We start from the raw sequence: 26,114 nt of genomic DNA, 5'->3' as shown, positions 1-26,114 counted from the left end.
GACGCAACAAACCAAAAGCGCGCACCCGGCCTCGCGACCGGGTGCGCAACGGCAAGATTACTTGCCAGCGTAGGGGGTCTTCTTCCAGGTCTCTTTGACCGGGATCAGATCGAGCTTGCCGCCGGCCGCCTCGATGGCAGCAGCAGCACCCTTGGTGGCGTAGTCGACCTTGAAGGTGACCTTCTTGGCCGAGAAACCCTCGGAGCCGATCAGGCGCACGCCGTCCTTGGGACGACGGATCACGCCGGCGGCGACCAGGGCAGCAGCATCCACGACACCCTTGATGTCGAGCTTGCCGCTGTCGATGTAGGCCTGGATGCGGTCGATGCGGACTTCATTGAAGTCCTTCGGGTTCCAGGCGTTGAAGCCACGCTTCGGCATACGCATGTGAAGCGGCATCTGGCCGCCTTCGAAGCCGTTTATCGCGACACCGGCGCGGGCCGTCTGGCCCTTGCCACCGCGGCCACCGGTCTTGCCGACGCCCGAACCGATACCACGGCCGACGCGGACGCGGACCTTGTTGGCACCAGCATTATCGCGAAGTTCGTTCAAACGAGTCATGATCCGACCTTCCTTACTCGCCGACGACGCGGACGAGGTGCGGGATCTTGTTGATCATGCCGCGAACTTCGGGCGTATCAACCAGCTCACGCTGCTTGTTCATCTTGTTGAGCCCGAGACCGATAAGGGTCGCGCGCTGGCTCTTTTCACGGCGGATCGGCGAACCGATCTGCTGGACGACGATGGTCTTGTCTTTAGCCATTGTACTTCTCCACCTGCCCTATCAGGCTTCGACTGCAGTCTCGCCGCGGCGAGCCTGGAGTTCCGAAACCTTGAGGCCGCGACGCGACGCCACCGAACGGGGGCTGTCAACGCGCTTGAGGGCGTCAAACGTGGCGCGAACCATGTTGTACGGGTTCGAGGTGCCGGTCGACTTGGCAACGATGTCGTTGATGCCAAGAGTTTCGAACACGGCGCGCATCGGACCACCGGCGATGATGCCGGTACCCGGAACGGCTGCACGCAGCACGACCTTGCCGGCGCCGTGGCGGCCGGTAATGTCGTGATGCAGCGTACGGGCGTCGCGCAGCGGCACGCGGATCATCTGGCGCTTGGCCTGCTCGGTAGCCTTGCGGATTGCCTCGGGAACTTCACGGGCCTTGCCGTGACCGAAACCGACGCGACCCTTCTGGTCACCGACAACGACGAGGGCAGCGAAACCAAAGCGCTTGCCGCCCTTCACAACCTTGGCCACACGGTTGATGTGGACCAGGCGATCGACGAACTCGCTTTCGCGTTCCTGAACGTCTCTGCTCATAATGTTTTCCTCGCCGTTGTCAGAACTGCAGGCCGCCCTCACGGGCAGCGTCTGCAAGGGCCTTAACACGGCCATGATAGATGTAGGAGCCGCGGTCGAAGATGACCTCGGCGACGCCCGCCTTCACACCACGTTCGGCGATCAGCTTGCCAACGGCCACAGCCGCCTCGGCATTGCCGCCATTCTTGATCGAACCGCGCACGTCCTTTTCGAGGGTCGAAGCGGCAGCCAGCGTACGACCAGTGGTGTCGTCGATGATCTGGGCGTAGATATTCTTGTCCGAGCGGAACACGCTGAGACGGGCGCGACCAAAGGCACGAGCCTTGAGCGCCTTGCGGACACGAGCCTTGCGGCGTTCCGCACCTTTTGCAGAAATTGCCATCGGTGGCGCTCCTTACTTCTTCTTGCCTTCTTTGCGGAAGACCTGCTCGCCGGCGTAACGCACGCCCTTGCCCTTGTAGGGCTCGGGGGGACGCCAGCCGCGGATCTCGGCCGCAACCTGACCCACCTGCTGCTTGTCGATGCCGGTGACGACGATTTCCGTCGGAGCCGGGACGGCCAGGGTGATACCCTTGGGCGCCTCATAGACCACTTCGTGGCTGAAACCGAGGGACAGCTTGACATCCTTGCCCTGCATGGCGGCGCGGTAACCGACGCCCTGGATGGCGAGCTTCTTTTCGAAGCCGGCGCTCACGCCAGTGACCATGTTCTGGATCAGCGCGCGGGTGGTGCCCCAGGCAGCGCGAGCCTCGCGGGTTTCGTTGGCCGGGGAGACGACGAGGCCGTCCGAACCCTGCTCGACATTGACGATGTCCATCAGGGTGAGACCGAGCTCGCCCTTCGGGCCCTTGGCGGTGACGTTACGACCATTGATCGTAACGGTGACGCCGTTAACCGGGGCCACCGGTTTCTTGCCAGTACGTGACATATTCTATCCTTGAGTAATCGTCTTGCCGATCCTCCAAGCCGAATGGCTTAGAAGACGCGGCAGAGTACCTCGCCACCCACATTGGCGGCCTTGGCTTCGTGGTCGGCCATCACACCCTTGGGGGTGGAGAGGATCGAGACACCCAGGCCATTGGCAACCTGCGGGATATTCTTGACGGATGCGTAGACGCGACGGCCGGGACGCGAAACGCGCTCGATCGTGCGGATGACGCCTTCATTGTCCGAGTACTTGAGTTCAATCTCGTACTCGGCGGCACCGTTCTCGAACTTGGTCTCCGAGTAGCCGCGGATGAAACCCTCGGACTGGAGAACATCCAGCACGCGACCACGCAGGGTCGATGCCGGAGTCGTGACGGAATTCTTGCGACGCTCCTGAGCGTTGCGGATGCGGGTCAGCATATCGCCGATGGGATCGGAAAAGCTCATCTGATGTTTCTCCTTACCAGCTCGACTTCACCAGACCCGGGATCTGGCCCAGGTTGCCCAGCTGACGCAGGGCGATACGGCTCATCTTGAGCTTGCGATAGTAACCACGCGGGCGGCCCGACACTTCGCAACGGTTGCGAATGCGGATCTTGGCCGAATTGCGCGGCAGTTCAGCCAGCTTGAGGCTGGCCTTGAAACGCTCCTCGATGGGAGTGTCCTGGTTCTTGATCGTCGCCTTCAGCGCAGCGCGCTTTTCGGCGTACTGCTGAGCCAGAGCGGCGCGCTTCTTGTTCTTTTCGATGGAGCTGGTCTTTGCCATGTCCTGATCCTTTATCCCTTCCCTGCCCGCTTACTGGCGGAACGGGAAGTTGAAAGCCTTGAGAAGCGCGCGGGCTTCATCGTCGGTCTTGGCCGTCGTGCAGATCACGATGTCCATGCCCCAAACCTGATCGATCTGATCGTAGTTGATTTCGGGGAAAACGATGTGTTCCTTGAGGCCCATGGCATAGTTGCCACGGCCGTCGAACGCGTTCGGGTTAAGGCCACGGAAGTCGCGGACGCGCGGCAGTGCGATGGTCACCAGGCGATCCAGGAATTCGTACATACGGGTCTTGCGCAGGGTGACCTTGACGCCCAGCGGCATGTGCTCGCGGACCTTGAAGCCTGCGATCGACTTGCGCGCATGGGTGATGACCGGCTTCTGGCCGGCGATCTTCTGCAGCTCGTCGGCGGCCGACTTCACCTTCTTGGTATCGTTGACGGCTTCGCCCACGCCCATGTTCAGCACGATCTTGTCAAGGCGTGGCAGCTCCATGACGTTCTGGTAGTTGAACTGCTCACGCAGTGCAGCCTTGATCGTGTTGTCGTATTCGGTCCGGAGACGCGGAATGTAAGCGGTCTCAGCCATCGATCTGATCTCCGGTGGTCTTGGCGACGCGGGTCTTCACGCCGTCCTTGATCTGGAAACCGACGCGGGTGGGCTTGCCATCCTTGTCGGCGACCGCCAGGTTCGAAAGATGGATCGGCGCTTCCTTGGTGAAGATGCCGGCATCGGTCGAAGCGGTCTGCTTCTGGTGGCGCTTCACCAGGTTGATACCCTGGACCAGTGCCTTGGTTTCGGACGGGATGACGGACAGGACCTGACCGGTCTTGCCCTTGTCCTTGCCGGCCAGGACGACGACCTTGTCGCCCTTCTTAATCTTGGAGGCCATTACAGCACCTCTGGGGCAAGCGAGATGATCTTCATGTGGTTCTTGGCGCGGAGCTCGCGCGGAACCGGTCCGAAGATACGGGTGCCGATCGGTTCCTTCTGATTGTTCAGAAGAACGGCGGCGTTCTTGTCGAAACGGATGACGGTGCCGTCGGGACGGCGGATGTCGGTTGCGGTGCGAACCACCACGGCCTTCATCACCTGGCCCTTCTTGACGCGGCCGCGCGGAATAGCGTCCTTGACCGAAACGACGATAATGTCGCCGACCGAGGCGTACTTGCGATGCGAACCGCCCAGCACCTTGATGCACATGACTCGCTTGGCGCCGGAATTGTCGGCGACGTCGAGGTTGGACTGCATCTGGATCATGACTGGATGCCTTCTAGTTTATCGGCTGCACCGTCATCCGGCGCGCCGACCTGAATTGTTTCTCTTACGCGGACGGAACAAGCGCCCAGCGCTTGTTCTTGGAGATCGGCGCAGTTTCCTCGATCCACACGGTCTGACCGACCTTGGCCACGTTGTTCTCATCGTGGGCGTGGTACTTCTTCGAACGACGAACGGTCTTCTTCAGAAGCGGGTGAGTAAAACGGCGCTCGACACGAACCACGATGGTCTTGTCATTGGCGTCGGAGACCACAGTCCCCTGCAGAACGCGCTTTGGCATGGATCTATTCCTTACTTAGCTGCGTTCTTTTGGCCGAGGACGGTCTTGATCCGCGCGATATCGCGACGGACTTCCTTCACACGGGCCGGCTTTTCCAACTGCTGGGTAGCGCGCTGGAAACGCAGGTTGAACTGTTCTTTCTTCAGGTCGACGAGCTGATCTTTCAGTTCGTCTGCGGTCTTGGCCCGCACATCACTGGCTTTCATGCTCGTGTTCCTTAGTCGGCAATACGCGTGACGATACGCGTGGTGATCGGCAACTTCATTGCTCCGAGGCGAAGCGCCTCCTTTGCAACGTCTTCGGGTACGCCGTCAATCTCAAAAACGATGCGGCCGGGCTTTACGCGCGCTGCCCAGTATTCCACCGAGCCCTTGCCCTTACCCATACGGACTTCGGTCGGCTTCTTGGAAACGGGAAGATCCGGGAAAATTCGGATCCAGACGCGGCCCTGACGCTTCATTTCGCGAGTGATCGCACGGCGGGCAGCCTCGATCTGGCGGGCGGTAACACGCTCGGGCTCGGTGGCCTTGAGAGCGTACTGGCCGAAGGCCAGATCGGTACCACCCTTGGCCAGACCATGGATGCGGCCCTTGTGAGCCTTACGGAACTTGGTTCTCTTTGGTTGCAGCATAATGAACTAACCTTCTTATGCGCGTTCGCGATCGCGGTCGCCGCGTTCACGGCGCGGTTCGCGCTCGCTACGCTGGCCACCTTCGCTACCACCTTCGGTGGCGCGACGCTCGTGAGCCGAGGGATCATGCTCGAGGACTTCGCCCTTGAAGACCCAGACCTTGATACCGATGATGCCATACGTGGTTTCGGCTTCGGCGGTACCGTAGTCGATGTCGGCACGCAGGGTGTGCAGCGGCACGCGGCCTTCGCGGTACCATTCGGTACGAGCGATGTCGGCACCACCCAGACGGCCACCCACGTTGACGCGGATACCACCGGCGCCCATGCGGATTGCGGTCTGCACGGCACGCTTCATGGCGCGGCGGAAGGCCACGCGGCGTTCGAGCTGCTGGGCAATGCCCTGGGCAACCAGCGTCGCATCGGTTTCCGGCTTGCGCACTTCAACGATGTTGATGTGCACTTCGCTGTCGGTGAACTTCTTCACCTTGGCGCGGATCTTGTCGATGTCGGCGCCCTTCTTGCCGATCACGATGCCCGGACGGGCAGTGTGGATCGACACGCGGCACTTGCGGTGCGGACGCTCGATGACGATCTTGGAGACCGCAGCGGCCTTCAGATCTTCCATCAGCATGGTGCGGATCTTCAGGTCTTCCTGAAGCAGCGAACCATATTCGCCCTTGTTGGCGAACCAGCGGCTGTCCCAGGTCCGGTTGATGCCCAGACGGAAGCCGATCGGATTGATTTTCTGGCCCATTATGCGGCCTCCTCAACTTGCCGGACAACGATCGTCAGGTGCGAGAATGGCTTCTCGACGCGGGCCGAACGACCACGGCCGCGTGCGGTGAAGCGCTTCATCACCAGCGAATTGCCCACATAGGCTTCGGCAACGACGAGGGCGTCGGTGTCCAGGCCGTGGTTGTTTTCGGCGTTGGCGATGGCACTCTCGAGCACCTTCTTCACCTGGCCGGAGATGCGCTTGTGGCTGAACTCGAGGTCGGCCAGAGCCTTCTCGACCTTCTTGCCACGGATCAACTGCGCGACGAGGTTCAGCTTCTGAGGGCTGATGCGCAGCATGCGCAGGACAGCCTTTGCCTCGTTATCCTTGAGAGCGCGCTCAGTCTTTGGCTTGCTCATCTCTTACTTCCTCTTGGCCTTCTTGTCGGCCGCGTGACCGTAGTAGGTACGGGTCGGCGCGAACTCACCGAACTTGTGGCCGATCATGTCCTCGGTGACGGACACCGGAACGTGCTTCTGACCGTTGTGGACACCAAAGGTGATGCCAACGAACTGCGGCAGAATGGTCGAGCGGCGGGACCAGATCTTGACCACATCGTTGCGGCCAGACGACTGAGCCTTCTCGGCCTTCTTGAGCAGGTAGCCGTCGACAAACGGGCCCTTCCAAATCGAACGGGTCATGACTTACCTGCCCTTCTTCACGTGACGGCTGCGAACGATGAACTGGTCCGTAGCCTTGTTGCTGCGCGTACGCTTGCCCTTGGTCGGCTTGCCCCACGGGGAAACCGGGTGACGGCCACCGGAGGTACGGCCTTCACCACCACCATGCGGGTGGTCGACCGGGTTCATGGTCACACCGCGGTTGACCGGCTTGCGGCCGAGCCAGCGGTTGCGACCGGCCTTGCCGAGCGAGGTGTTGGCGTGGTCCTGGTTCGACACGGCACCGACGGTGGCGAGGCACGAACCATGAACACGGCGCTGTTCGCCCGAGTTGAGGCGCAGAATGGCCCAACCCTGGTCACGACCGACATACTGGGCATAGGCACCAGCCGAACGGGCAACCTGGCCGCCCTTGCGGGGCTTGAGCTCGATATTGTGCACGATCGTACCGACCGGCATGCGTTCGAGCGGCATGGCATTGCCCGGCTTCACGTCCGCGCCGTTGAGCGAGGAGATGACCTTGTCGCCGGCAGCCAGACGCTGCGGGGCAACGATATAGGCCAGTTCGCCGTCTTCGTACTTGATCAGAGCGATCCAGGCGGTGCGGTTCGGATCGTATTCGAGCCGTTCCACGGTGCCGACTGCATCGAACTTCACGCGCTTGAAGTCGACCATGCGGTAGCTGCGCTTGTGACCGCCGCCGCGATGGAAAGCGGTGATGCGACCGGTATTGTTGCGGCCGCCCTTCTTGTTGAGGCCTTCGGTCAGAGCCTTGACCGGGGCGCCCTTCCACAGTTCCGAACGATCGGTCGTAATAAGGGTACGACGGCCTTCGGAGGTGGGGTTGTAAGTCTTTAGAGCCATTTTGCTGTCTCTTATCCCTTAGAGGCCGGTCGAAATATCGATCGACTGGCCGTCGACGAGGGTCACGATGGCCTTCTTGACGTCGTTGCGAACGCCAACCTTGCCACGGAAGCGCTTCACCTTGCCCTTGCGGACCAGGGTGTTCACTGCCTTGACCTTGACCGAGAAGAGCTGCTCGACGGCGGCCTTGATCTCGGTCTTGCTGGCATCGATCGCCACGTCGAAAACGACCTGGTTGTATTCCGAAGCCATCGTCGACTTTTCGGTCACGACGGGGTTACGGACGATGTCGTATGCGGCAAGCTTGTTCATGCGAACCTCGCTTCGAGCGCTTCGAGCGCTGCCTTGGTCAGCACCAGCTTGTCGCGCTTCAGGATCGAAACAACGTTAATGCCCTGGATCGGCAGCACGTCGATATTCGGGATGTTGCGGGCGGCCAGAGCAAAGTTCTGGTCGACATTCGCGCCATCGATGATCAGCGCGCTTGCCCATTCGAGCTTGCCGAAGGTGGTGCGCAGGGCAGCCGTCTTGGCTTCCTTCTGGGCAACGCTGTCGATGACGATCAGCGAACCGGCCTTGGCCTTGGACGACAGCGCATGCTTGAGGGCCAGGACACGAACCTTCTTGGGAAGGTCGATGGCGTGGCTGCGCGGGGTCGGACCGAATGCACGGCCACCGCCACGGAACTGGGGAGCCTTGCGATCGCCGTGACGGGCGCCGCCCGAACCCTTCTGCTTCACGAACTTCTTGCCCGTGCGCGCGCCTTCCGACCGGTTCTTCACGTCATGCGTGCCGGCCATGGCCTTGAGCTGCTGGTAGCGGACCATGCGGTGCAGGATGTCAGGACGGACTTCGAGACCGAAGACTTCGTCCTTGAGATCGACCGAACCGGCGGCCTTACCCTCGAGAGTGGTTACCTTGAGTTCCATTTACTTCGCTTCTCCCGCAGCAGCGGCCTCGAACGAGCCCGGGAAGGCAGCGTTCGCGGGAGCCGGCTTCTTGACGGCGTCCTTGATCATGATCCAGGCGCCCTTGGCGCCCGGGACCGAACCCTGGATCATGATCAGGCCACGCTCCACGTCGGTCTTGACGACCTTGACGTTCTGCGTGGTGATGCGACGATCGCCCATGTGGCCCGGCATCTTCTTGTTCTTGAAGGTCTTGCCCGGGTCCTGACGGCCACCGGTAGAACCGATCGAGCGGTGCGACACGGACACACCGTGCGAGGCGCGCAGACCACCGAAGTTCCAGCGCTTCATACCACCGGCAAAGCCCTTACCGATGGAGGTGCCGGTCACGTCGACGAGCTGGCCATCAGTGAAGTGGTCGGCCTTGAGCGTAGCGCCAACCTCGATGAGGTTGTCGGCATCCACGCGGAACTCGGCCACGTGACGCTTCGGTTCGACCTTGGCAACGGCATACTGGCCGCGTTCTGCCTTGGAGACATTCTTGGCCTTAGCCTGGCCGGCACCCAGCTGCAGGGCGACATAACCGTCCTTTTCGACGGTGCGCTGGCCCACGACCTGGCAATTCTGCAGGCTCAGCACCGTCACGGGGACGTGGTTGCCGTCCTCGGTGAAGATGCGGGTCATCCCCAGCTTCTGTGCGATCAATCCAGAACGCATCGGTTTTACCTTCTTGTTGGCGCTCTGCCGGGTCATGACTTCAGAGGACCCATTTAGCGGCAGGCGCGGAATATCTTTGTAGTCGGTAGTCTTAGAGCTTGATTTCGACGTCGACGCCGGCGGCGAGATCGAGCTTCATGAGTGCATCGACCGTCTGGGGAGTCGGGTCCACGATGTCCAGAAGACGCTTGTGGGTCCGGATCTCGAACTGCTCACGCGCCTTCTTGTCGATATGGGGCGAGCGGTTCACGGTGAACTTGTCGATGCGGGTCGGCAGCGGGATCGGACCGCGAACCTGGGCACCCGTGCGCTTGGCGGTATTGACGATCTCGCGGGTCGAGGTGTCGAGCACGCGGTGGTCAAACGCCTTGAGGCGGATGCGGATATTCTGACCGTTCATCTTCACAATCCTGAATTAAAAGGTTCGCGGCGCGCGTTTAGCCGCGCGCCGCGATATTTCCAAGAAGCTTACTTCAGGATCTTCGCAACGACGCCGGCGCCGACGGTGCGGCCACCTTCACGGATAGCGAAGCGGAGCTTCTCTTCCATGGCGATCGGAACGATGAGCTGAACGTTCATGTTGATGTTGTCGCCCGGCATAACCATCTCGGTGCCTTCCGGCAGGGTCACGATGCCGGTCACGTCGGTGGTGCGGAAGTAGAACTGCGGACGGTAGTTGCCGAAGAACGGAGTGTGACGGCCGCCTTCTTCCTTGGTGAGGATATAGGCCTCAGCAACGAAGTCGGTGTGCGGGGTCACGGAACCGGGCTTGCAGAGAACCTGGCCGCGCTCAACCTGAGTGCGGTCGATGCCGCGGATCAGGGCGCCGATGTTGTCGCCAGCTTCACCCGAGTCGAGCAGCTTGCGGAACATTTCGACACCGGTCACGGTGGTCTTCTGGGTGGCCTTGATGCCGACGATTTCGACTTCTTCGCCAACTTTGACGATGCCGCGTTCGACGCGACCGGTCACCACGGTACCACGACCCGAGATCGAGAACACGTCTTCGATCGGCATCAGGAACGGCTGGTCAACCGGACGTTCCGGCTGCGGGATGTACGAGTCGACGGCAGCCATCAGCTCGAGAACGGCGTCGTGGCCGAGCTTCTGGTCCGAGTTCTCGAGGGCGGCCAGAGCCGAGCCCTTGATGATCGGGATATCATCGCCGGGGAATTCGTACGAGGACAGCAGTTCGCGGACTTCGAGCTCGACGAGCTCGAGCAGTTCCGGATCGTCGACCATGTCGCACTTGTTCAGGAAGACCACCAGGGCCGGCACGCCGACCTGACGGGCGAGCAGGATGTGCTCGCGGGTCTGCGGCATCGGGCCGTCGGCAGCCGACACGACCAGGATCGCGCCGTCCATCTGGGCAGCACCGGTGATCATGTTCTTCACATAGTCGGCGTGGCCGGGGCAGTCGACGTGAGCGTAGTGACGGTTGGTGGTCTCGTACTCGACGTGAGCGGTGTTGATGGTGATGCCGCGGGCCTTCTCTTCCGGAGCGGCGTCGATCTGGTCGTACGCCTTGAAGGTGGCGCCGCCGGTCTCGGCCAGGACCTTGGTGATCGCTGCGGTCAGCGAGGTCTTGCCATGGTCGACGTGACCGATGGTGCCGATGTTACAGTGCGGCTTGTTACGGGCAAATTTTTCCTTCGCCATCGCTTTTCTCCAAATTCGTCAGCGCAATCGCCGACATTCAGTTGAGTTTAGTAGCTTGCGCTGTTTTTAGGCGTACTTGGCCTGGACTTCGTCGGCGACAGCCTGCGGAACCTGCTCGTAGTGATCCATCACCATCGAATAGTTCGCGCGACCCTGGCTCATCGACCGGAGCGAATTCACATAACCAAACATGTTGGCAAGCGGCACAAATGCGTTCACGACCTGGACCACACCACGGCTTTCAGTGCCCTGGATCTGCCCACGACGGGAATTCAAATCACCGATGACGTCGCCCATGTACTCATCCGGCGTCGTAACTTCAACCTTCATGATCGGTTCGAGGATCTTCGGACCGGCTTCACGCAGGGCTTCGCGGAAACCCGCGCGGGCTGCGATTTCGAACGCCAGGACCGAGGAGTCCACGTCGTGGTAGGCACCGTCGGTGAGGGTGACCTTCACGTCGACGACCGGGAAGCCGATCAGCGGGCCTGCGCCCATGACCGATTCCAGACCCTTCTGGACGCCGGGAACGTATTCACGCGGCACGGCACCGCCAACGATGGCGTTGACGAATTCGAGGCCCTTGCCGACTTCACCCGGCTCGACAGTGAACTTGATGCGGGCGAACTGACCCGAACCACCCGACTGCTTCTTGTGGGTGTAGTCCTTCTCGGTCTTACGCGTGATGGTTTCACGGTAAGCAACCTGCGGCTGGCCGACATTGGCCTCGACCTTGAACTCGCGGCGCATGCGGTCGACGATGATGTCGAGGTGAAGTTCACCCATGCCCGAGATGATGGTCTGGCCCGATTCTTCGTCGGTCTTGACGCGGAACGACGGATCTTCGGCGGCCAGGCGGTTGAGGGCAAGGCCCATCTTTTCCTGGTCGGCCTTGGACTTCGGCTCGACGGAGATGTCGATGACCGGTTCCGGGAAGATCATGCGCTCGAGGATGACCTGCGAGTTCGACGGGCACAGGGTGTCACCGGTGGTGGTGTCCTTGAGACCGACGATGGCGACGATGTCACCAGCATAGGCTTCCGTGATCTGCTCGCGGCTGTTGGCGTGCATCTGGAACATGCGGCCGACGCGTTCGCGCTTGCCCTTCACGGTGTTTTCCAGCTGCGCACCGGCTTCGAGGTGACCCGAATAGATGCGGCAGAAGGTCAGCGAGCCCATGTGCGGGTCGTTGGCGATCTTGAAGGCCAGCATCGAGAGCGGCTCGTTGTCGTCGGCATGACGCTCGATGACTTCTTCGGTCTTGGCGTCGATACCCTGGATGGCGGGCACGTCGATCGGCGACGGCAGGAAGTCGATCACGCCGTCGAGCAGGGGCTGCACGCCCTTGTTCTTGAAGGCCGAGCCGGCAAAGATCAGGAAGAACTTGGTCTCGATGACGCCCTTGCGGAGCAGACGACGAATGGTGTCGTTGTTCGGCATTTCGCCTTCGAGATAGGCTTCCATGGCGGCGTCGTCCATTTCGACGGCGGCCTCGATCATGGCTTCGCGATACTTCGCGGCCTTGTCCTTGAGGTCGGCCGGGATCTCGACGACATCCCACTGGGCGCCCAGCTCTTCGTTACGCCAGACAATGGCGTTCATCTCGATGAGATCGACGACGCCCTTGAACTCGTTCTCGGCGCCGATCGGAAGCTGCACCGGGACTGCCTTGGCGCCCAGACGCGTGCCGATCATTTCGACGCAGCGGTAGAAGTCCGCACCGATCTTGTCCATCTTGTTGACGAAGATCAGACGCGGAACGTGGTACTTGTCGGCCTGGCGCCAGACGGTTTCGGTCTGCGGTTCGACGCCGGCATTGGCGTCGAGCAGCGCGACGGCACCGTCGAGCACGCGGAGCGAACGCTCGACTTCGATGGTGAAGTCCACGTGGCCGGGCGTGTCGATGATGTTGAAGCGGTGCTGGGTACCGTTGCGGTCCTTCCAGAACGTGGTCGTAGCGGCCGACGTAATGGTGATGCCGCGTTCCTGCTCCTGCTCCATCCAGTCCATGGTAGCGGCGCCGTCATGGACTTCGCCGATCTTATGGGACTTGCCGGTGTAGTAGAGGATGCGTTCGGTCGTGGTCGTCTTGCCAGCATCGATGTGAGCCATGATGCCGAAGTTACGATAGAGATTGATCGGGTATTCGCGTGCCATGGGGCGCTCCTACTACCAGCGGTAGTGCGAGAAGGCACGGTTGGCATCAGCCATACGGTGCGTATCTTCGCGCTTCTTGACGGCCTGACCACGGCCATTCATCGCGTCCATGAGTTCGCCCGAGAGGCGCTCACGCATGGTGTTCTCGCCGCGCTTGCGGGCGGATTCGATGAGCCAGCGGATGGCCAGGGCCTGCTGACGGTCGGCACGGACTTCCACCGGAACCTGGTAGGTCGCACCACCAACGCGGCGCGAACGCACTTCGACGGCGGGACGGATATTGTCCAGGGCGCCGTGGAAAACGGTGATCGGGTCCTGCTTGGTCTTGGTCTCGACGATGTCGAAAGCACCATAGACGATCGACTCGGCAGCCGACTTCTTGCCGTCCTTCATGAGCGAATTCATGAACTTGGAAACGACCAGATCGCCGAACTTGGGATCAGGGATGACTTCACGCTTCTCGGCGCGGTGACGACGGGACATCGCTCAATATCTCCTTACTTCGGACGCTTCGCGCCATACTTGGACCGGCGCTGCTTGCGGTCCTTCACGCTCTGCGTGTCGAGGACACCGCGGAGCACGTGGTAGCGAACGCCCGGCAGATCGCGCACGCGACCGCCGCGGATGAGCACAACGGAGTGCTCCTGCAGATTGTGACCTTCGCCCGGGATGTACGAAATCACTTCGCGCTGGTTGGTCAGGCGAACCTTGGCAACCTTGCGCAGAGCCGAGTTCGGCTTCTTGGGGGTCGTGGTGTACACACGGGAGCAAACGCCGCGCTTCTGCGGGTTGGCTTCCATGGCCGGAACCTTGTTCCGCTTTGGCTTGCTGGCGCGTGGCTTGCGGATCAGCTGATTAATGGTGGGCATTGCGCTCTTTCCATCGTCCAAAATTCGGAGCCATCCGCCATGCGTCCGGCTCCAGTACTAAATTCACGCCCCTTGAGGCGCGCAGTGCGGTCTACACAAGCAAACCAAAGCGGCGCATGCCCGATATCCCGGAGGATTCGGCAGCGCCCCAATTGCAGCGGACCACCCGCCTTTCGGCAGCAGTCATGCGCACAAGGATTTGCTTCGTCTAACTACCCGACAGTGTGTTTGATCGTCCTGGATTCCCGCGCGAGGTGGCAGGGACCCGGTGTGACAATCACGACCGACCGCTAAGGTAGGCGCTGTTTAGAGCCGATGACTCGCCCCGTCAAGGATTCTTTCGTGAAAAATCCGAAGGAGAGCCTTGCGTTCTGGAGGGATCACCCCTTCCGATACCGGACGACAAACTGGACGGATAGTGAAAAATCCGTTCGCCTCACTCGGATTTTCTTGGTGCAATGGGTCCCGGTGTGGAGCCAGACGCGAACTCGCATCGTTGGGGCACGAGATCCAAAGAGGTGCATTCGATGACTGACTATCCCACCATCCCCCTTAATGACGGCAAGACGATTCCCCAGCTCGGCTTCGGCGTCTGGCGGCTGGACGAGGCCGATGCTCCGCGCGTTGTCGGCGCCGCCATCGATGCCGGATACCGCCATATCGATACCGCGCAGGGCTATGACAACGAGGCGGGTGTGGGCCGAGCCATAAAGGACGCTTCGGTCTCGCGTGACCAGCTTTTCGTCACCTCCAAGCTGCGCAACAGCCATCAGGGCTATGACAGTGCCCTGCGCTCGCTCGACCAATCCCTTGAGCGCCTCGGGCTCGACCATCTCGATCTCTTCCTGATCCACTGGCCCGCCCCGGCCCACGATCGCTACGTCGATACCTGGAAGGCGCTGATCGAGGCCAGGAACCAGGGCAAGGTGAAATCCATCGGCGTGTCCAACTTCCTGCCCGAACACCTCAAGCGCATCATCGACGAGACCGGGGTGGTCCCGGCCGTCAACCAGCTCGAGCTGCACCCGGCCTGGCAGCAGCGCGACATCCGCGAATTCCATCGCGACAAGGACATCCAGATCGAGTGCTACAGCCCGCTCGGCGGCAAGGACTCCAAGCTCCTCGACAATCCGCTGCTGGTGGAGCTGGGCGAGAAATATGGCAAGTCGCCGGCCCAGGTGATGATCCGCTGGCATCTCCAGCAGAACCTCATCGTGCTGCCCAAGAGCAGCAAGCCGGAGCGCGCCGTCGAGAATTTCGACGTCTGGGACTTCACGATCGAGAGCGACGACATCACCCGCATCGACGGCCTCGATCGCCGCGATGGCAAGACCCTGCCCCAGCCCAACGACAATAACGAGCTGTTCTAACCTGCCCTCGCCGTACCGCTCCGCCGACCCGCGCTCAAGCCGGGTCGGTTTCCTTTTGTCCTGTGATATGGTCCGAAACCGATCCGGAGCCTATCAACCTTGCCCACCCCTGCCCTGCGCGCCGCGCTCAAACTCGACATCGTCGTCATCGGCGCAGGCCAGGCTGGATTGAGTTCGGCCTATCACCTGAAAAAGCTGGGCCTGCAGCCGGGCAAGGACTTCATCGTCCTCGATCGTGCGCCCAGCCCAGGCGGCGCCTGGCAGTATCGTTGGCCCTCCCTCACCCTCAGCACCGTCAATCGCGTGCACGATCTGCCCGGTCTCGGCTTTGCCGACTATGCCGGCACCGACGAAACCGTGCGCGCCTCGGTCGCCGTGCCGCATTACTTCGCGGCCTATGAAGATCACTTCGGGCTTGAGGTCCTGCGCCCGGCAGCCGTCAACGTCGTGTGCGATCGCGGCGAGCGACTGCGCGTGGAATCCGACCGAGGATTGTTTTCGGCCCGCGCCATCATCAATGCCACCGGCACTTGGGAAAATCCCTACATCCCTACCTATCCGGGAGCGGACACATTCTCAGGCCAGACCCTGCACACCCGCGATTTCCGAAGCGCGGATGATTTCGCCGGCAAGCATGTTCTTATCGTCGGCGGCGGCATCTCTGCCATCCAGTTGCTCGACCAGATCTCCCAGGTCACACAGACGACCTGGGTCACCCGCACCCCACCCCGCTGGCGCGAAGGACCATTCGACGAGGAAGCCGGTCGGGCGGCAGTCGCCATGGTGGAGGAGCGGGTGCGCGCCGGCCTGCCGCCGCGCGCTGTCGTCTCGGTCACCGGCCTGCCGGTCACCCCGGCCGTCGAGGCGATGCGCAAACGCGGCGCGCTTGAGCGCCTGCCGATGTTCTCCGAAATCACCACCGCCGGCGTGCGCTGGGAGGACGGCACGGAACTGGCCGTGGATGTGATCCTCTGGTGCACCGGATTTCGCAGCGCGCTCGATCACCTCGCCCCGCTGCAGCTTCGCGAGGACAGCGGCGGCATCGTCATGACCGGACGCCTCGCCACGCAGGTGGCCAAGGATCCGCGCGTGCATCTGGTTGGCTACGGCCCTTCGGCCTCGACCATCGGTGCCAATCGTGCCGGCGCTGCTGCGGCAAGGGAGCTCACGAGCTTCCTGGGATTGGCGAGCTAGCCCCTACTTCTTGCCGACAGCCAGCGTTTCCATCGCCTTGATGATCCGCTTCTGCCGCGTCTCGTGGGTCTTCGCGTCGGTGACCGAAAGCACGTGCTTGAGCTGGTTGCTATAGGAAAGCGCCTCGAAGAACGCCTTCGCCTTCGGATCTTCCGCCAGGGCCGCGGCAAGGTCCGGCGGCACCTCGACCTCCCGCGGCGTCGCGTCGAGCGTCAGCTCCACCTCGACTTGATCCCCTCCCTTCACGCCGGCTTCGGCCCGCCGCGCGGCGCTGAGCGGAATGAGATATCTGCCGCCCATCGGCGCCACGGTCGATCGATAGGAAAAGCCGGCCACCGTGACATGAACCGCCGGACGCTTGCCGCCACCCAATTGCTCCACCACCTCCGGCGGCACCTCGATACCGGTATTGTTGCCATCGAGAAAAATGGTGGTGGTGAACTTCATGGCAGCCTCCTCAATCAACTCACCTTAGCGACGAACCGCGTGGCCACCTATCGACAAGGCAAAGAAAAAGGGGCCCGAAGGCCCCTTCCCCAATACGCATGTGCGAACGCTTACTCGGCGGCCGGCGCCGAGAGCTGCACCGTCTCGGCTTGGCGGCGGCGTTCTTCCAGGATGAGATCGTCGCGCTTGGCGGCGATCTGCTTGGCCTGGGAGATACCGGCACCGGTACCGGCCGGGATGAGGCGGCCGACGATGACGTTTTCCTTGAGACCTTCGAGCAGGTCGGCCTTGCCGGAAACCGCCGCTTCGGTGAGAACGCGGGTGGTTTCCTGGAACGAGGCAGCCGACACGAAGGAACGGGTCTGCAGCGATGCCTTGGTGATGCCGAGCAGCACCGGATTGGCGGTCGCCGGCTTCTTGCCTTCGGCCACGAGCTGGTCGTTGAGTTCGTCGAAGTCCAGCTTGTCGAGCTGCTCGTCCTTGAGCAGGCCGGAGTCACCGGGTTCCACGATCTCGACCTTCTGCAGCATCTGGCGAACGATCACTTCGATGTGCTTGTCGTTAATCAACACGCCCTGCAGGCGGTAGACTTCCTGGATTTCGTTGACGAGGTAACGAGCAAGCTCTTCCACGCCCTTGATGGCCAGAATGTCATGCGGCGCCGGGTTGCCGTCGAGGATATATTCACCCTTCTCGATGGTGTCGCCTTCCTGGAGATGGAACGGCTTGCCCTTCGGGATCAGGTACTCGACCGGATCGGCACCCTCCTCGGTCGGCTCGATGATGACGCGACGCTTGTTCTTGTAGTCGCGGCCGAAGCGGATAGTACCATCGATCTCGGCGATGATGGCGTGATCCTTCGGACGGCGGGCTTCGAACAGCTCGGCCACACGCGGCAGACCGCCGGTGATGTCCTTGGTCTTGGCCGATTCCAGCGGAATACGGGCCAGGACGTCACCCGGAGCAACCTTCTCGCCCGGCTCGACCGCGATAACCGCGTCGACCGAGAGCAGGTAACGGGCGTCGCCACCACGTTCCACCTTGGCCACGGCGCCGCCGCGGGCAATGGCGAGCGCGGGCTTGAGGCCTTCACCACGCTGGTTGCCGCGCCAGTCGATGACCACGCGCTTGGTGAAGCCGGTCGCTTCGTCGGTGTTTTCCGCAACGGAAGCACCATCCACGAGGTCTTCGAACAGCACTTCGCCTTCGACTTCGGCCAGGATCGGACGGGTGTACGGATCCCATTCGGCCAGGCGCTGACCACGGCGGACCATGTCGCCTTCCTTGACCAGGAGTTTGGAGCCGTAGGTCACCTTGTGAATCACGCGTTCCTTGCCATCGGCATCGACCACGGCGAGAGCGACGTTACGGGCCATGACGACCTGCTTGCCGCCTTCGACGGTAGCCAGGTTCGAGTTGCGAACCTCGATCTTGCCTTCGGCGCCCGATTCCAGGAACGAGCTGTCGACCACCTGTGCCGTACCGCCGATGTGGAAGGTACGCATGGTGAGCTGGGTACCGGGTTCACCGATGGACTGGGCGGCGATGACGCCGACCGCTTCACCGATATTGACCGGGGTACCGCGAGCAAGGTCACGGCCGTAGCAGGCGGCGCAGCAGCCCTGGCGCATGTCGCAGGTCAGCGGCGAACGAATGCGGACCGACTGGATGCGGGCCTCTTCGATCACGTCGACATGCTTTTCCTCGAGCAGCGTGCCCTTGGGAGCGATGAGGTCACCCGAGATCGGATGGAACACATCGTCCGCAGTGGTACGGCCCAGGATACGCTGGCCGAGCGAGGCCACAACCTGGCCGGCATCGACGATCGCTTCCATGGTGAGCCCACGATCGGTACCGCAATCGACCTCGACGATGATCGCGTCCTGCGCCACGTCCACGAGACGACGGGTCAGGTAACCCGAGTTCGCGGTCTTGAGCGCGGTGTCGGCGAGACCCTTGCGGGCGCCGTGGGTCGAGTTGAAGTACTCGAGAACGTTGAGGCCTTCCTTGAAGTTCGCGGTGATCGGCGTCTCGATGATCGATCCGTCGGGCTTGGCCATCAGGCCGCGCATACCGGCGAGCTGCTTCATCTGGGCCGGCGAACCGCGAGCACCGGAGTGGCTCATCATGTAGACCGAGTTGATCGGCTTCTGACGACCGGTCTCCTGATCGATCTGGACGGTACGGATGGCGTCCATCATCTTCTCGGCAACGGCGTCACCGCACTTGGCCCAGGCGTCGACGACCTTGTTGTACTTTTCGCCCTGGGTGATCAGGCCGTCATTGTACTGCTGCTCGAATTCCTCGACCAGCTTCCGGGTCTCTTCCACGATCGTGTACTTGGACGCCGGGATAACCATGTCGTCCTTGCCGAACGAGATGCCGGCGTCACAGGCGTTCTTGAAACCGAGCTGCATGACGCGGTCACAGAAAATGACCGTCTCCTTCTGGCCGCAACCGCGATACACGGTGTCGATCATCTTGGAGATCATCTTCTTGGTCATGAGCTGGTTCGCGGTCGCGAACGGCACGGCCGGATTGAGCGGCAGGATCTGGCCGATCAGCATGCGGCCCGGGGTCGTTTCCACGATCTCGGTGGTCTGCTTGCCATCCGCATCCCAGGCGGGAACGCGTGCCTTGATCTTGGTGTGCAGCGTGACGACCTTGTTGTCGAGCGCGTGCTCGAGTTCCGCATAGGAACCGAACGCCATGCCCTGGCCCGGCTCGCCCTCGTTCATGAGGGAGAGATAGTAGAGGCCCAGCACGATGTCCTGCGACGGCACGATGATCGGCTGGCCGTTCGCCGGATGCAGGATGTTGTTGGTCGACATCATCAGCACGCGCGCTTCCAGCTGCGCTTCGAGCGACAGCGGAACGTGCACGGCCATCTGGTCACCGTCGAAGTCGGCGTTAAAGGCCGAGCAGACGAGCGGATGCAGGCGGATGGCCTTGCCTTCAATCAGCATGGGCTCGAAAGCCTGGATGCCGAGGCGGTGGAGCGTCGGAGCGCGGTTGAGCAGCACCGGATGCTCGCGGATCACCTCGTCCAGGATATCCCAGACTTCCGGCTTTTCCTTCTCGACCAGCTTCTTGGCCTGCTTCACCGTCGAGCTGAAGCCCTTGGCTTCGAGGCGCGAGTAGATGAACGGCTTGAACAGCTCGAGCGCCATCTTCTTGGGAAGACCGCACTGGTGGAGCTTGAGGTTCGGACCCACGGTGATCACCGAACGGCCCGAATAGTCGACGCGCTTGCCAAGCAGGTTCTGGCGGAAGCGGCCCTGCTTGCCCTTGAGCATGTCGGAGAGCGACTTCAGCGGACGCTTGTTGGCACCGGTAATGGTGCGGCCACGGCGGCCGTTGTCGAACAGCGCGTCGACGGCTTCCTGCAGCATGCGCTTTTCGTTGCGGATGATGATGTCAGGCGCGCGCAGTTCGATCAGGCGCTTCAGGCGGTTGTTGCGGTTGATCACGCGACGGTAGAGGTCATTGAGATCGGACGTCGCGAAACGGCCGCCATCGAGCGGAACGAGCGGACGCAGTTCCGGCGGGATCACCGGAATGACGGTCATGATCATCCATTCGGGCTTGTTGCCCGAGACGATGAACTGCTCGACGATCTTCAAGCGCTTGGCGAGCTTCTTGGGCTTAAGTTCCGTGGTGGACTCGGCAATTTCCACGCGCAGGTCCGCCGCGATCTTTTCCAGATCGAGCGCGAGCAGGATTTCGCGGATGGCTTCGGCGCCGATCTTGGCGGTGAAGCTGTCGGCACCATACTCGTCCTGGGCATCCAGGAACTGCTCTTCGGTCAGCAGTTCATGCTGGGTGAAGGGCGTGAGGCCGGGATCGAGAACGACGTAGTTCTCGAAGTAGAGGATGCGCTCGATATCCTTGAGCGTCATGTCGAGCAGCAGGGCGATGCGGCTCGGCAGCGACTTCAGGAACCAGATGTGAGCGACCGGAGCGGCCAGTTCGATATGACCCATGCGCTCGCGGCGAACGCGGCTCAGGGTGACTTCCACACCGCACTTTTCGCAGATGACGCCCTTGAACTTCATGCGCTTGTACTTGCCGCAAAGACATTCGTAGTCCTTCACGGGGCCAAAGATACGCGCGCAGAACAGGCCGTCACGCTCGGGCTTGAACGTGCGGTAGTTGATGGTCTCGGGCTTCTTGATCTCGCCGTAGGACCACGAAAGGATCTTCTCGGGGCTCGCGATCGAGATCTTCATCTGATCGAAAGTCTGCACGGGGACGGCCGGGTTGAACGGGTCCATGACGTGGGAATGATGGTTCATCAATTCTCTCCTCTTTCCGTCGGGAGGGGCAGCGCCCGCTCCCTCAGGAAGTGAATGGGGGTAGGAAGTGCCGGATTATTCCGCCGCTTCCTGAGGAGGTGCGAGCTCCGCTTCGGCCTGGCTGGCTTCCGGCTCTTCCCGCATGTCGAGTTCGACATTGAGACCGAGCGACCGGATTTCCTTGACCAGAACGTTGAAGCTTTCCGGGATACCCGCTTCGAAAGTATCGTCGCCGCGCACGATGGCCTCGTAGACCTTCGTACGGCCCGCCACGTCGTCCGACTTGATGGTGAGCATTTCCTGCAGCGTATAGGCGGCGCCATACGCTTCGAGGGCCCACACTTCCATCTCGCCGAAGCGCTGGCCGCCGAACTGCGCCTTGCCGCCCAGCGGCTGCTGGGTAACGAGCGAGTACGGGCCGATCGAGCGCGCGTGGATCTTGTTGTCCACGAGGTGATCGAGCTTGAGCATGTAGATGTAGCCCACGGTCACCTGGCGGTCGAACTGTTCGCCGGTACGGCCGTCGAACACGGTCGACTGGCCCGAGGACTTCAGCCCTGCCCGCTCGAGCATGGTGACGATGTCCGCTTCCTTGGCGCCGTCGAACACCGGCGTCGCGATCGGAACACCCTTCGACAGGTGCTCGCCCAGGCGGATCATGCCGTCATCGTCGAGATCGGTGATGGTCTCGTCATTGGCGAACAGCGTCTGGATTTCCGTGCGGAGCGGCTTGAGGTCGCCCTTGGCATGGTAAGCGCGGACCATCTCGTCGATCTTCTTGCCCATGCCGGCGCAAGCCCAGCCCAGGTGCGTTTCGAGGATCTGGCCGACGTTCATGCGCGAGGGCACGCCGAGCGGGTTGAGCACGATGTCCACCGACGTGCCGTCTTCGAGATACGGCATGTCTTCGACCGGCACGATGCGCGAAACCACGCCCTTGTTACCGTGACGGCCGGCCATCTTGTCGCCCGGCTGGATCTTGCGCTTGGTGGCGATGAAGACCTTGACCATCTTCATCACGCCCGGCGGCAATTCGTCACCGCGCTGCAGCTTGTCCACCTTGTCGATGAAGCGCTGCTCGAGCAGACGACGGCTCTCTTCATACTGAGCATGGAGAGCTTCCATCTCGGTCATGACCTTGTCGTCTTCGACGGCAAACTGCCACCACTTGGAGCGCGGCTGGCCTTCGAAGATCGAGTCATTGAGCTTGGTGCCGACGACATAGCCCTTGGGACCTGCGGTCGCGGCCTTGCCGAACAGCATTTCCTTGAGACGGGCATAGACGTTGCGGTCGAGGATCGACTGTTCGTCATCGCGGTCCTTGGCCAGGCGCTCGATTTCCTCGCGCTCGATGGCCATGGCGCGCTCGTCCTTGTCGATGCCATGACGGTTGAAGACGCGCACTTCCACGACGGTGCCGGCGTCGCCCGGGGGCACGCGCAGCGAGGTGTCACGGACGTCCGAAGCCTTTTCACCGAAGATGGCGCGGAGAAGCTTTTCTTCCGGGGTCATCGGCGATTCACCCTTGGGGGTGATCTTGCCGACAAGAATGTCGCCCGGCTGAACTTCAGCACCGATGTGAACGATACCGGCTTCGTCGAGGTTCTTCAGCGCTTCTTCCGAAACGTTCGGAATGTCGCGGGTGATTTCCTCGGGACCAAGCTTGGTGTCGCGGGCCATGACTTCATATTCCTCGATGTGGATCGAGGTGAAGACGTCCTGCATCGCGATCTTTTCGCTCAGGAGGATGGAGTCTTCGAAGTTGTAGCCGTTCCAGGGCATGAAGGCGACGAGCACGTTGCGGCCAAGGGCGAGATCACCCAGTTCGGTCGACGGGCCGTCGGCGATGATGTCGCCGGCATTGATGTGGTCGCCCACCACCACCAGCGGACGCTGGTTGATACAGGTCGACTGGTTCGATCGCTGGAACTTCATCAGGTTGTAGATGTCGACGCCCGACTTCGACGCATCGGTTTCTTCCGTTGCGCGAATAACGATACGGGTGGCGTCCACCTGGTCGACGATACCGGTGCGCTTGGCCACGATGGCGGCGCCCGAGTCACGGGCCACGACGGGCTCCATGCCGGTGCCGACAAACGGAGCCTCGGCACGCAGCAGCGGCACAGCCTGCTTCTGCATGTTCGAGCCCATCAGGGCGCGGTTGGCGTCGTCGTTTTCGAGGAACGGGATCAGCGAAGCGGCAACCGACACCATCTGCTTGGGGGAAACGTCCATCAGGTCGACGTTTTCCTTGGGCGTCAGGCCGTTGTCGCCGGCATGGCGCGCCACGACCAGGTCGTCCTGCAGTTCCAGGGTCTTGGCAAATTGCACGTTCGCCTGGGCGACGTAGTGCTTCGCCTCTTCCATGGCCGAGAGGTAGACGACCTCGTCGGTCAGCTTGCCGTCGACGATCTTGCGGTACGGAGTCTCGATGAAGCCGTACTTGTTGACGCGGGCATAGGTGGCCAGGTTGTTGATCAGACCGATATTTGGGCCTTCCGGCGTTTCGATCGGGCAGATACGGCCATAATGGGTCGGGTGCACGTCGCGCACTTCGAAACCGGCGCGTTCGCGGGTGAGACCGCCCGGCCCGAGCGCGGAAAGACGACGCTTGTGCGCCACTTCCGAGAGCGGGTTGGTCTGGTCCATGAACTGCGAAAGCTGGCTGGAACCGAAGAATTCACGCACCGCGGCCGCGGCCGGCTTGGCGTTGATCAGGTCCTGCGGCATGACCGTGTCAATTTCGACCGAGCTCATGCGCTCCTTGATGGCGCGTTCCATGCGGAGCAGGCCAAGGCGATAGGAGTTTTCCATGAGTTCGCCGACAGAACGGACGCGGCGGTTGCCCAGGTTGTCAATGTCGTCGATTTCGCCCCGGCCATCGCGCAGGTCGACCAGGGTGCGGACGACTTCGACGATGTCTTCCTTGCGCAGGGTGCGCATGGTGTCGGGCGCATCGAGCTCGAGGCGCATGTTCATCTTGACGCGGCCAACGGCCGACAGGTCATAGCGTTCGCTGTCGAAGAACAGCGACTGGAACATGGCTTCGGCGGTTTCGACGGTCGGCGGCTCGCCCGGACGCATGACGCGGTAGATGTCGAACAGGGCGTCTTCACGGCTCTCGTTCTTGTCCACGGCCAGCGTATTGCGGATATAGGCGCCGATGGTGATGTGGTCGATGTCGAGGATCGGCAGCTCGTCAAAGCCCTTGCCGACGAGGTTCGTCAGCAGCTTCTCGTCGAGCTCGTCGCCGGCTTCGGCATAGATTTCGCCCGTCTGGAGGTTCACCAGGTCTTCGGCGATATACATGCCATAGAGGTCTTCATCGACCGCCAGCAGGTGCGTCAGGCCGTTTTCGGCAAGCTTCTTGGCCTGGCGGGCCGACAGCTTCTTGCCGCCTTCATGGACGACGTCGCCAGTCTTGGCGTCGATCAGGTCGTGGCTCGGCTTGGCGCCCTTCCACTTCTCGGCATCGTACGGAACGCGCCAGCCCTTCTCGGTCTTTTCGTATTCCAGCTTGGTGTAATAGGTGTCGAGGATCTCCTCGGCATCCATGCCCAGCGCCTTGAGCAGCGAGGTGACCGGAATCTTGCGGCGACGGTCGATACGCGCATAGACGATGTCCTTGGCGTCGAATTCGATGTCGAGCCAGGAACCGCGATAGGGAATGATGCGGCCGGCGAACAGCAGCTTGCCGGACGAGTGGGTCTTACCCTTGTCGTGGTCGAAGAACACGCCGGGCGAACGGTGCATCTGCGAAACGATGACGCGCTCGGTGCCGTTGACGACAAAGGTGCCATTGGGCGTCATGAAGGGCATGTCGCCCATATAGACGTCCTGCTCCTTGATGTCCTTGACCGAGCGGGCGCCGGTTTCTTCGTCCACTTCGAACACGATCAGGCGCAGCGTCACCTTGAGCGGGGCAGCGAACGTCATGTCGCGCGCACGGCACTCGTCGATGTCATACTTGGGCTGTTCGAATTCGTAGCGCACGAATTCGAGGCTGGCGGTATTCGAGAAGTCGGTGATCGGGAAAACCGAGCGGAACACGGACTGCAGCCCTTCTTCCGGACGACCGCCCTTGGGCTCGTCGACCTGGAGGAACTGATCATACGAAGCCTTCTGGACTTCGATGAGGTTGGGCAGCTCCGTGACTTCGCGGATGGAACCGAAGGACTTGCGAACCTTGCGGCGGCCGTTGAACGTGGTAGCCATGAAAGCTCCTGTTTCTGGTTGTCGCGCCTCTGCCCTGCGGCCGGCGCTCCATTTTTGCTTGTCTCGGAGGCAGATATCCAAAGACCCGACTATCAGCCGTCGGCGCTCGGGATATATGCCTGGTAGTCAATTCAGGGGGCTTTTGCAGATGCCGACACGAACCCGCTCACAGCCCCATGAGCAGGTTCACAGACACGTGATCAGCGACTAAAGCCCCGCACGAGGGACAGCCCACGGCGAGGTCATCAGAGGCTTCGAACTGCCCGCGACATCCAAAATCGTCATATATTTCCGCAAATTGGGGCCTGGACCCATCCAATCGGCCCTGGCGAATCATTCCGTCAGAAACGGAAAAGCGAGATGGCACATAAAGCGCCATCCCGCAAAAATCAAGACCGAAGTCGAACTTACTTGAGTTCGACCTTGGCGCCGGCGTCTTCCAGCTTCTTCTTGATGTCTTCGGCTTCAGCCTTGTTGACACCTTCCTTGACGGCCTTCGGAGCACCTTCAACCAGGGCCTTGGCTTCGCCGAGGCCGAGGCCGGTGATGGCGCGGACTTCCTTGATGACGTTGATCTTGTTGTCGCCGAAGGCGGCCAGGATCACGTCGAATTCAGTCTTTTCTTCAGCAGCAGCGGCCGGGGCAGCAGCGCCGCCAGCGGCAGCGACGGCAACCGGAGCAGCGGCGGAGACGCCCCACTTTTCTTCCAGCAGCTTGCTCAGCTCGGAAGCTTCCAGAACGGTCAGGGCCGAGAGGTCATCAACGAGTTTGGCGAGATCAGCCATTTTATACTCTTTCCAGTTTGGGTTCGGTTTCGAATGT

Annotated in this window: 31 protein-coding genes; 2 read left to right on the top strand and 29 right to left on the bottom strand. The window is 61.6% G+C overall.

Features of this window, described 5'->3' with window-relative positions:
- Positions 1 to 57 precede the first annotated feature (57 nt).
- The 25 genes from rplO to rpsL all read right to left on the bottom strand — a co-directional run bounded on the left by rplO (position 58) and on the right by rpsL (position 13,771).
- On the bottom strand, positions 58 to 561 hold the full coding sequence (gene rplO / locus JEQ47_RS05345) for a 50S ribosomal protein L15 (RefSeq protein ID WP_198875326.1): 504 nt from the start codon (positions 559 to 561) through the stop codon (positions 58 to 60).
- 13 nt (positions 562 to 574) lie between these two features.
- Positions 575 to 763 carry a 50S ribosomal protein L30 gene (gene rpmD / locus JEQ47_RS05340; protein ID WP_198875325.1) on the bottom strand — a complete coding sequence of 63 codons (189 nt, stop codon included), beginning with the start codon at positions 761 to 763 and terminating at the stop codon, positions 575 to 577.
- Positions 764 to 784: 21 nt separating this feature from the next.
- Entirely contained in the window at positions 785 to 1,318 is a 534-nt protein-coding gene (rpsE, locus tag JEQ47_RS05335; protein WP_198875324.1) for a 30S ribosomal protein S5, read from the bottom strand.
- A gap of 19 nt (positions 1,319 to 1,337) precedes the next feature.
- A complete protein-coding gene (rplR, locus tag JEQ47_RS05330; RefSeq protein ID WP_198875323.1) occupies positions 1,338 to 1,700 on the bottom strand; it encodes a 50S ribosomal protein L18 in 363 nt (120 codons plus the stop codon).
- Positions 1,701 to 1,712: 12 nt separating this feature from the next.
- Positions 1,713 to 2,246, bottom strand: coding sequence for a 50S ribosomal protein L6 (gene rplF / locus JEQ47_RS05325; RefSeq protein ID WP_198875322.1), 534 nt, complete (start codon positions 2,244 to 2,246; stop codon positions 1,713 to 1,715).
- Positions 2,247 to 2,293: 47 nt separating this feature from the next.
- Positions 2,294 to 2,692, bottom strand: coding sequence for a 30S ribosomal protein S8 (gene rpsH / locus JEQ47_RS05320; RefSeq protein ID WP_198875321.1), 399 nt, complete (start codon positions 2,690 to 2,692; stop codon positions 2,294 to 2,296).
- 13 nt (positions 2,693 to 2,705) lie between these two features.
- Positions 2,706 to 3,011 carry a 30S ribosomal protein S14 gene (gene rpsN / locus JEQ47_RS05315; protein ID WP_198875320.1) on the bottom strand — a complete coding sequence of 102 codons (306 nt, stop codon included), beginning with the start codon at positions 3,009 to 3,011 and terminating at the stop codon, positions 2,706 to 2,708.
- A gap of 30 nt (positions 3,012 to 3,041) precedes the next feature.
- Positions 3,042 to 3,599, bottom strand: a complete 558-nt coding sequence (rplE, locus tag JEQ47_RS05310; protein ID WP_198875319.1) for a 50S ribosomal protein L5 — start codon at positions 3,597 to 3,599, stop codon at positions 3,042 to 3,044.
- Positions 3,592 to 3,903, bottom strand: coding sequence for a 50S ribosomal protein L24 (gene rplX / locus JEQ47_RS05305; protein WP_198875318.1), 312 nt, complete (start codon positions 3,901 to 3,903; stop codon positions 3,592 to 3,594). The genes rplE and rplX overlap by 8 nt, the downstream gene beginning before the upstream one ends.
- Positions 3,903 to 4,271: a 50S ribosomal protein L14 gene (rplN, locus tag JEQ47_RS05300; RefSeq protein ID WP_086469610.1), complete on the bottom strand. Its 369-nt coding sequence runs from the start codon at positions 4,269 to 4,271 to the stop codon at positions 3,903 to 3,905. Before rplN ends, rplX begins: the two co-directional genes overlap by 1 nt.
- Positions 4,272 to 4,335: 64 nt before the next feature.
- Positions 4,336 to 4,569, bottom strand: a complete 234-nt coding sequence (rpsQ, locus tag JEQ47_RS05295; protein WP_046104451.1) for a 30S ribosomal protein S17 — start codon at positions 4,567 to 4,569, stop codon at positions 4,336 to 4,338.
- 11 nt (positions 4,570 to 4,580) lie between these two features.
- Positions 4,581 to 4,775, bottom strand: a complete 195-nt coding sequence (rpmC, locus tag JEQ47_RS05290; protein ID WP_086469611.1) for a 50S ribosomal protein L29 — start codon at positions 4,773 to 4,775, stop codon at positions 4,581 to 4,583.
- Positions 4,776 to 4,786: 11 nt separating this feature from the next.
- A complete protein-coding gene (rplP, locus tag JEQ47_RS05285) occupies positions 4,787 to 5,200 on the bottom strand; it encodes a 50S ribosomal protein L16 (protein ID WP_046104453.1) in 414 nt (137 codons plus the stop codon).
- 15 nt (positions 5,201 to 5,215) lie between these two features.
- Complete coding sequence (gene rpsC, locus JEQ47_RS05280; protein WP_198875317.1) at positions 5,216 to 5,956, bottom strand: 30S ribosomal protein S3; 741 nt, start codon at positions 5,954 to 5,956, stop codon at positions 5,216 to 5,218.
- On the bottom strand, positions 5,956 to 6,336 hold the full coding sequence (gene rplV / locus JEQ47_RS05275; protein ID WP_046141106.1) for a 50S ribosomal protein L22: 381 nt from the start codon (positions 6,334 to 6,336) through the stop codon (positions 5,956 to 5,958). Before rplV ends, rpsC begins: the two co-directional genes overlap by 1 nt.
- A 3-nt stretch (positions 6,337 to 6,339) precedes the next feature.
- A complete protein-coding gene (gene rpsS / locus JEQ47_RS05270) occupies positions 6,340 to 6,618 on the bottom strand; it encodes a 30S ribosomal protein S19 (RefSeq protein ID WP_086469614.1) in 279 nt (92 codons plus the stop codon).
- Between the two features lie 3 nt (positions 6,619 to 6,621).
- Complete coding sequence (gene rplB / locus JEQ47_RS05265; protein WP_198875316.1) at positions 6,622 to 7,461, bottom strand: 50S ribosomal protein L2; 840 nt, start codon at positions 7,459 to 7,461, stop codon at positions 6,622 to 6,624.
- A gap of 18 nt (positions 7,462 to 7,479) precedes the next feature.
- Positions 7,480 to 7,773: a 50S ribosomal protein L23 gene (locus JEQ47_RS05260; protein WP_198875315.1), complete on the bottom strand. Its 294-nt coding sequence runs from the start codon at positions 7,771 to 7,773 to the stop codon at positions 7,480 to 7,482.
- Complete coding sequence (gene rplD, locus JEQ47_RS05255) at positions 7,770 to 8,390, bottom strand: 50S ribosomal protein L4 (protein ID WP_198875314.1); 621 nt, start codon at positions 8,388 to 8,390, stop codon at positions 7,770 to 7,772. Before rplD ends, JEQ47_RS05260 begins: the two co-directional genes overlap by 4 nt.
- Positions 8,391 to 9,086: a 50S ribosomal protein L3 gene (rplC, locus tag JEQ47_RS05250; protein ID WP_198875313.1), complete on the bottom strand. Its 696-nt coding sequence runs from the start codon at positions 9,084 to 9,086 to the stop codon at positions 8,391 to 8,393.
- Between the two features lie 91 nt (positions 9,087 to 9,177).
- On the bottom strand, positions 9,178 to 9,486 hold the full coding sequence (gene rpsJ / locus JEQ47_RS05245) for a 30S ribosomal protein S10 (protein WP_035080820.1): 309 nt from the start codon (positions 9,484 to 9,486) through the stop codon (positions 9,178 to 9,180).
- Positions 9,487 to 9,554: 68 nt separating this feature from the next.
- Positions 9,555 to 10,745, bottom strand: a complete 1,191-nt coding sequence (tuf, locus tag JEQ47_RS05240; protein ID WP_198875312.1) for an elongation factor Tu — start codon at positions 10,743 to 10,745, stop codon at positions 9,555 to 9,557.
- Between the two features lie 66 nt (positions 10,746 to 10,811).
- The gene (fusA, locus tag JEQ47_RS05235) at positions 10,812 to 12,902 is read right to left on the bottom strand and encodes an elongation factor G (protein WP_198875311.1); all 2,091 of its coding nucleotides are present in this window, start codon (positions 12,900 to 12,902) and stop codon (positions 10,812 to 10,814) included.
- A gap of 12 nt (positions 12,903 to 12,914) precedes the next feature.
- A complete protein-coding gene (gene rpsG / locus JEQ47_RS05230; RefSeq protein ID WP_086469620.1) occupies positions 12,915 to 13,385 on the bottom strand; it encodes a 30S ribosomal protein S7 in 471 nt (156 codons plus the stop codon).
- 14 nt (positions 13,386 to 13,399) lie between these two features.
- Positions 13,400 to 13,771 (bottom strand): 30S ribosomal protein S12, encoded by a 372-nt coding sequence (gene rpsL / locus JEQ47_RS05225; RefSeq protein WP_035080811.1) that lies wholly within the window; start codon positions 13,769 to 13,771, stop codon positions 13,400 to 13,402.
- Positions 13,772 to 14,298: 527 nt separating this feature from the next.
- On the opposite strand from rpsL, the gene JEQ47_RS05220 reads away from it, so the two are divergent.
- Complete coding sequence (locus tag JEQ47_RS05220; RefSeq protein ID WP_198875310.1) at positions 14,299 to 15,141, top strand: aldo/keto reductase; 843 nt, start codon at positions 14,299 to 14,301, stop codon at positions 15,139 to 15,141.
- A 99-nt stretch (positions 15,142 to 15,240) separates the two neighbouring features.
- On the top strand, positions 15,241 to 16,335 hold the full coding sequence (locus JEQ47_RS05215) for an NAD(P)-binding domain-containing protein (RefSeq protein ID WP_210337936.1): 1,095 nt from the start codon (positions 15,241 to 15,243) through the stop codon (positions 16,333 to 16,335).
- Between the two features lie 3 nt (positions 16,336 to 16,338).
- On the opposite strand, the gene JEQ47_RS05210 is transcribed toward JEQ47_RS05215, so the two are convergent.
- The 4 genes from JEQ47_RS05210 to rplL all read right to left on the bottom strand — a co-directional run bounded on the left by JEQ47_RS05210 (position 16,339) and on the right by rplL (position 26,077).
- Entirely contained in the window at positions 16,339 to 16,782 is a 444-nt protein-coding gene (locus JEQ47_RS05210; protein ID WP_198875309.1) for a YdeI/OmpD-associated family protein, read from the bottom strand.
- A gap of 110 nt (positions 16,783 to 16,892) precedes the next feature.
- Positions 16,893 to 21,077 carry a DNA-directed RNA polymerase subunit beta' gene (gene rpoC, locus JEQ47_RS05205; protein ID WP_198875308.1) on the bottom strand — a complete coding sequence of 1,395 codons (4,185 nt, stop codon included), beginning with the start codon at positions 21,075 to 21,077 and terminating at the stop codon, positions 16,893 to 16,895.
- Between the two features lie 75 nt (positions 21,078 to 21,152).
- A complete protein-coding gene (rpoB, locus tag JEQ47_RS05200) occupies positions 21,153 to 25,292 on the bottom strand; it encodes a DNA-directed RNA polymerase subunit beta (protein ID WP_198875307.1) in 4,140 nt (1,379 codons plus the stop codon).
- 407 nt (positions 25,293 to 25,699) lie between these two features.
- Positions 25,700 to 26,077 (bottom strand): 50S ribosomal protein L7/L12, encoded by a 378-nt coding sequence (gene rplL / locus JEQ47_RS05195; RefSeq protein WP_198875306.1) that lies wholly within the window; start codon positions 26,075 to 26,077, stop codon positions 25,700 to 25,702.
- Positions 26,078 to 26,114 lie beyond the last annotated feature (37 nt).

This window comes from Devosia sediminis, from assembly GCF_016411825.1.
In the GTDB taxonomy this organism is placed as follows: Bacteria; Pseudomonadota; Alphaproteobacteria; order Rhizobiales; family Devosiaceae; genus Devosia; species Devosia sediminis.
Note: the sequence above shows the minus strand (reverse complement) of the source record. Positions and strands in the feature narration are given on the sequence as shown.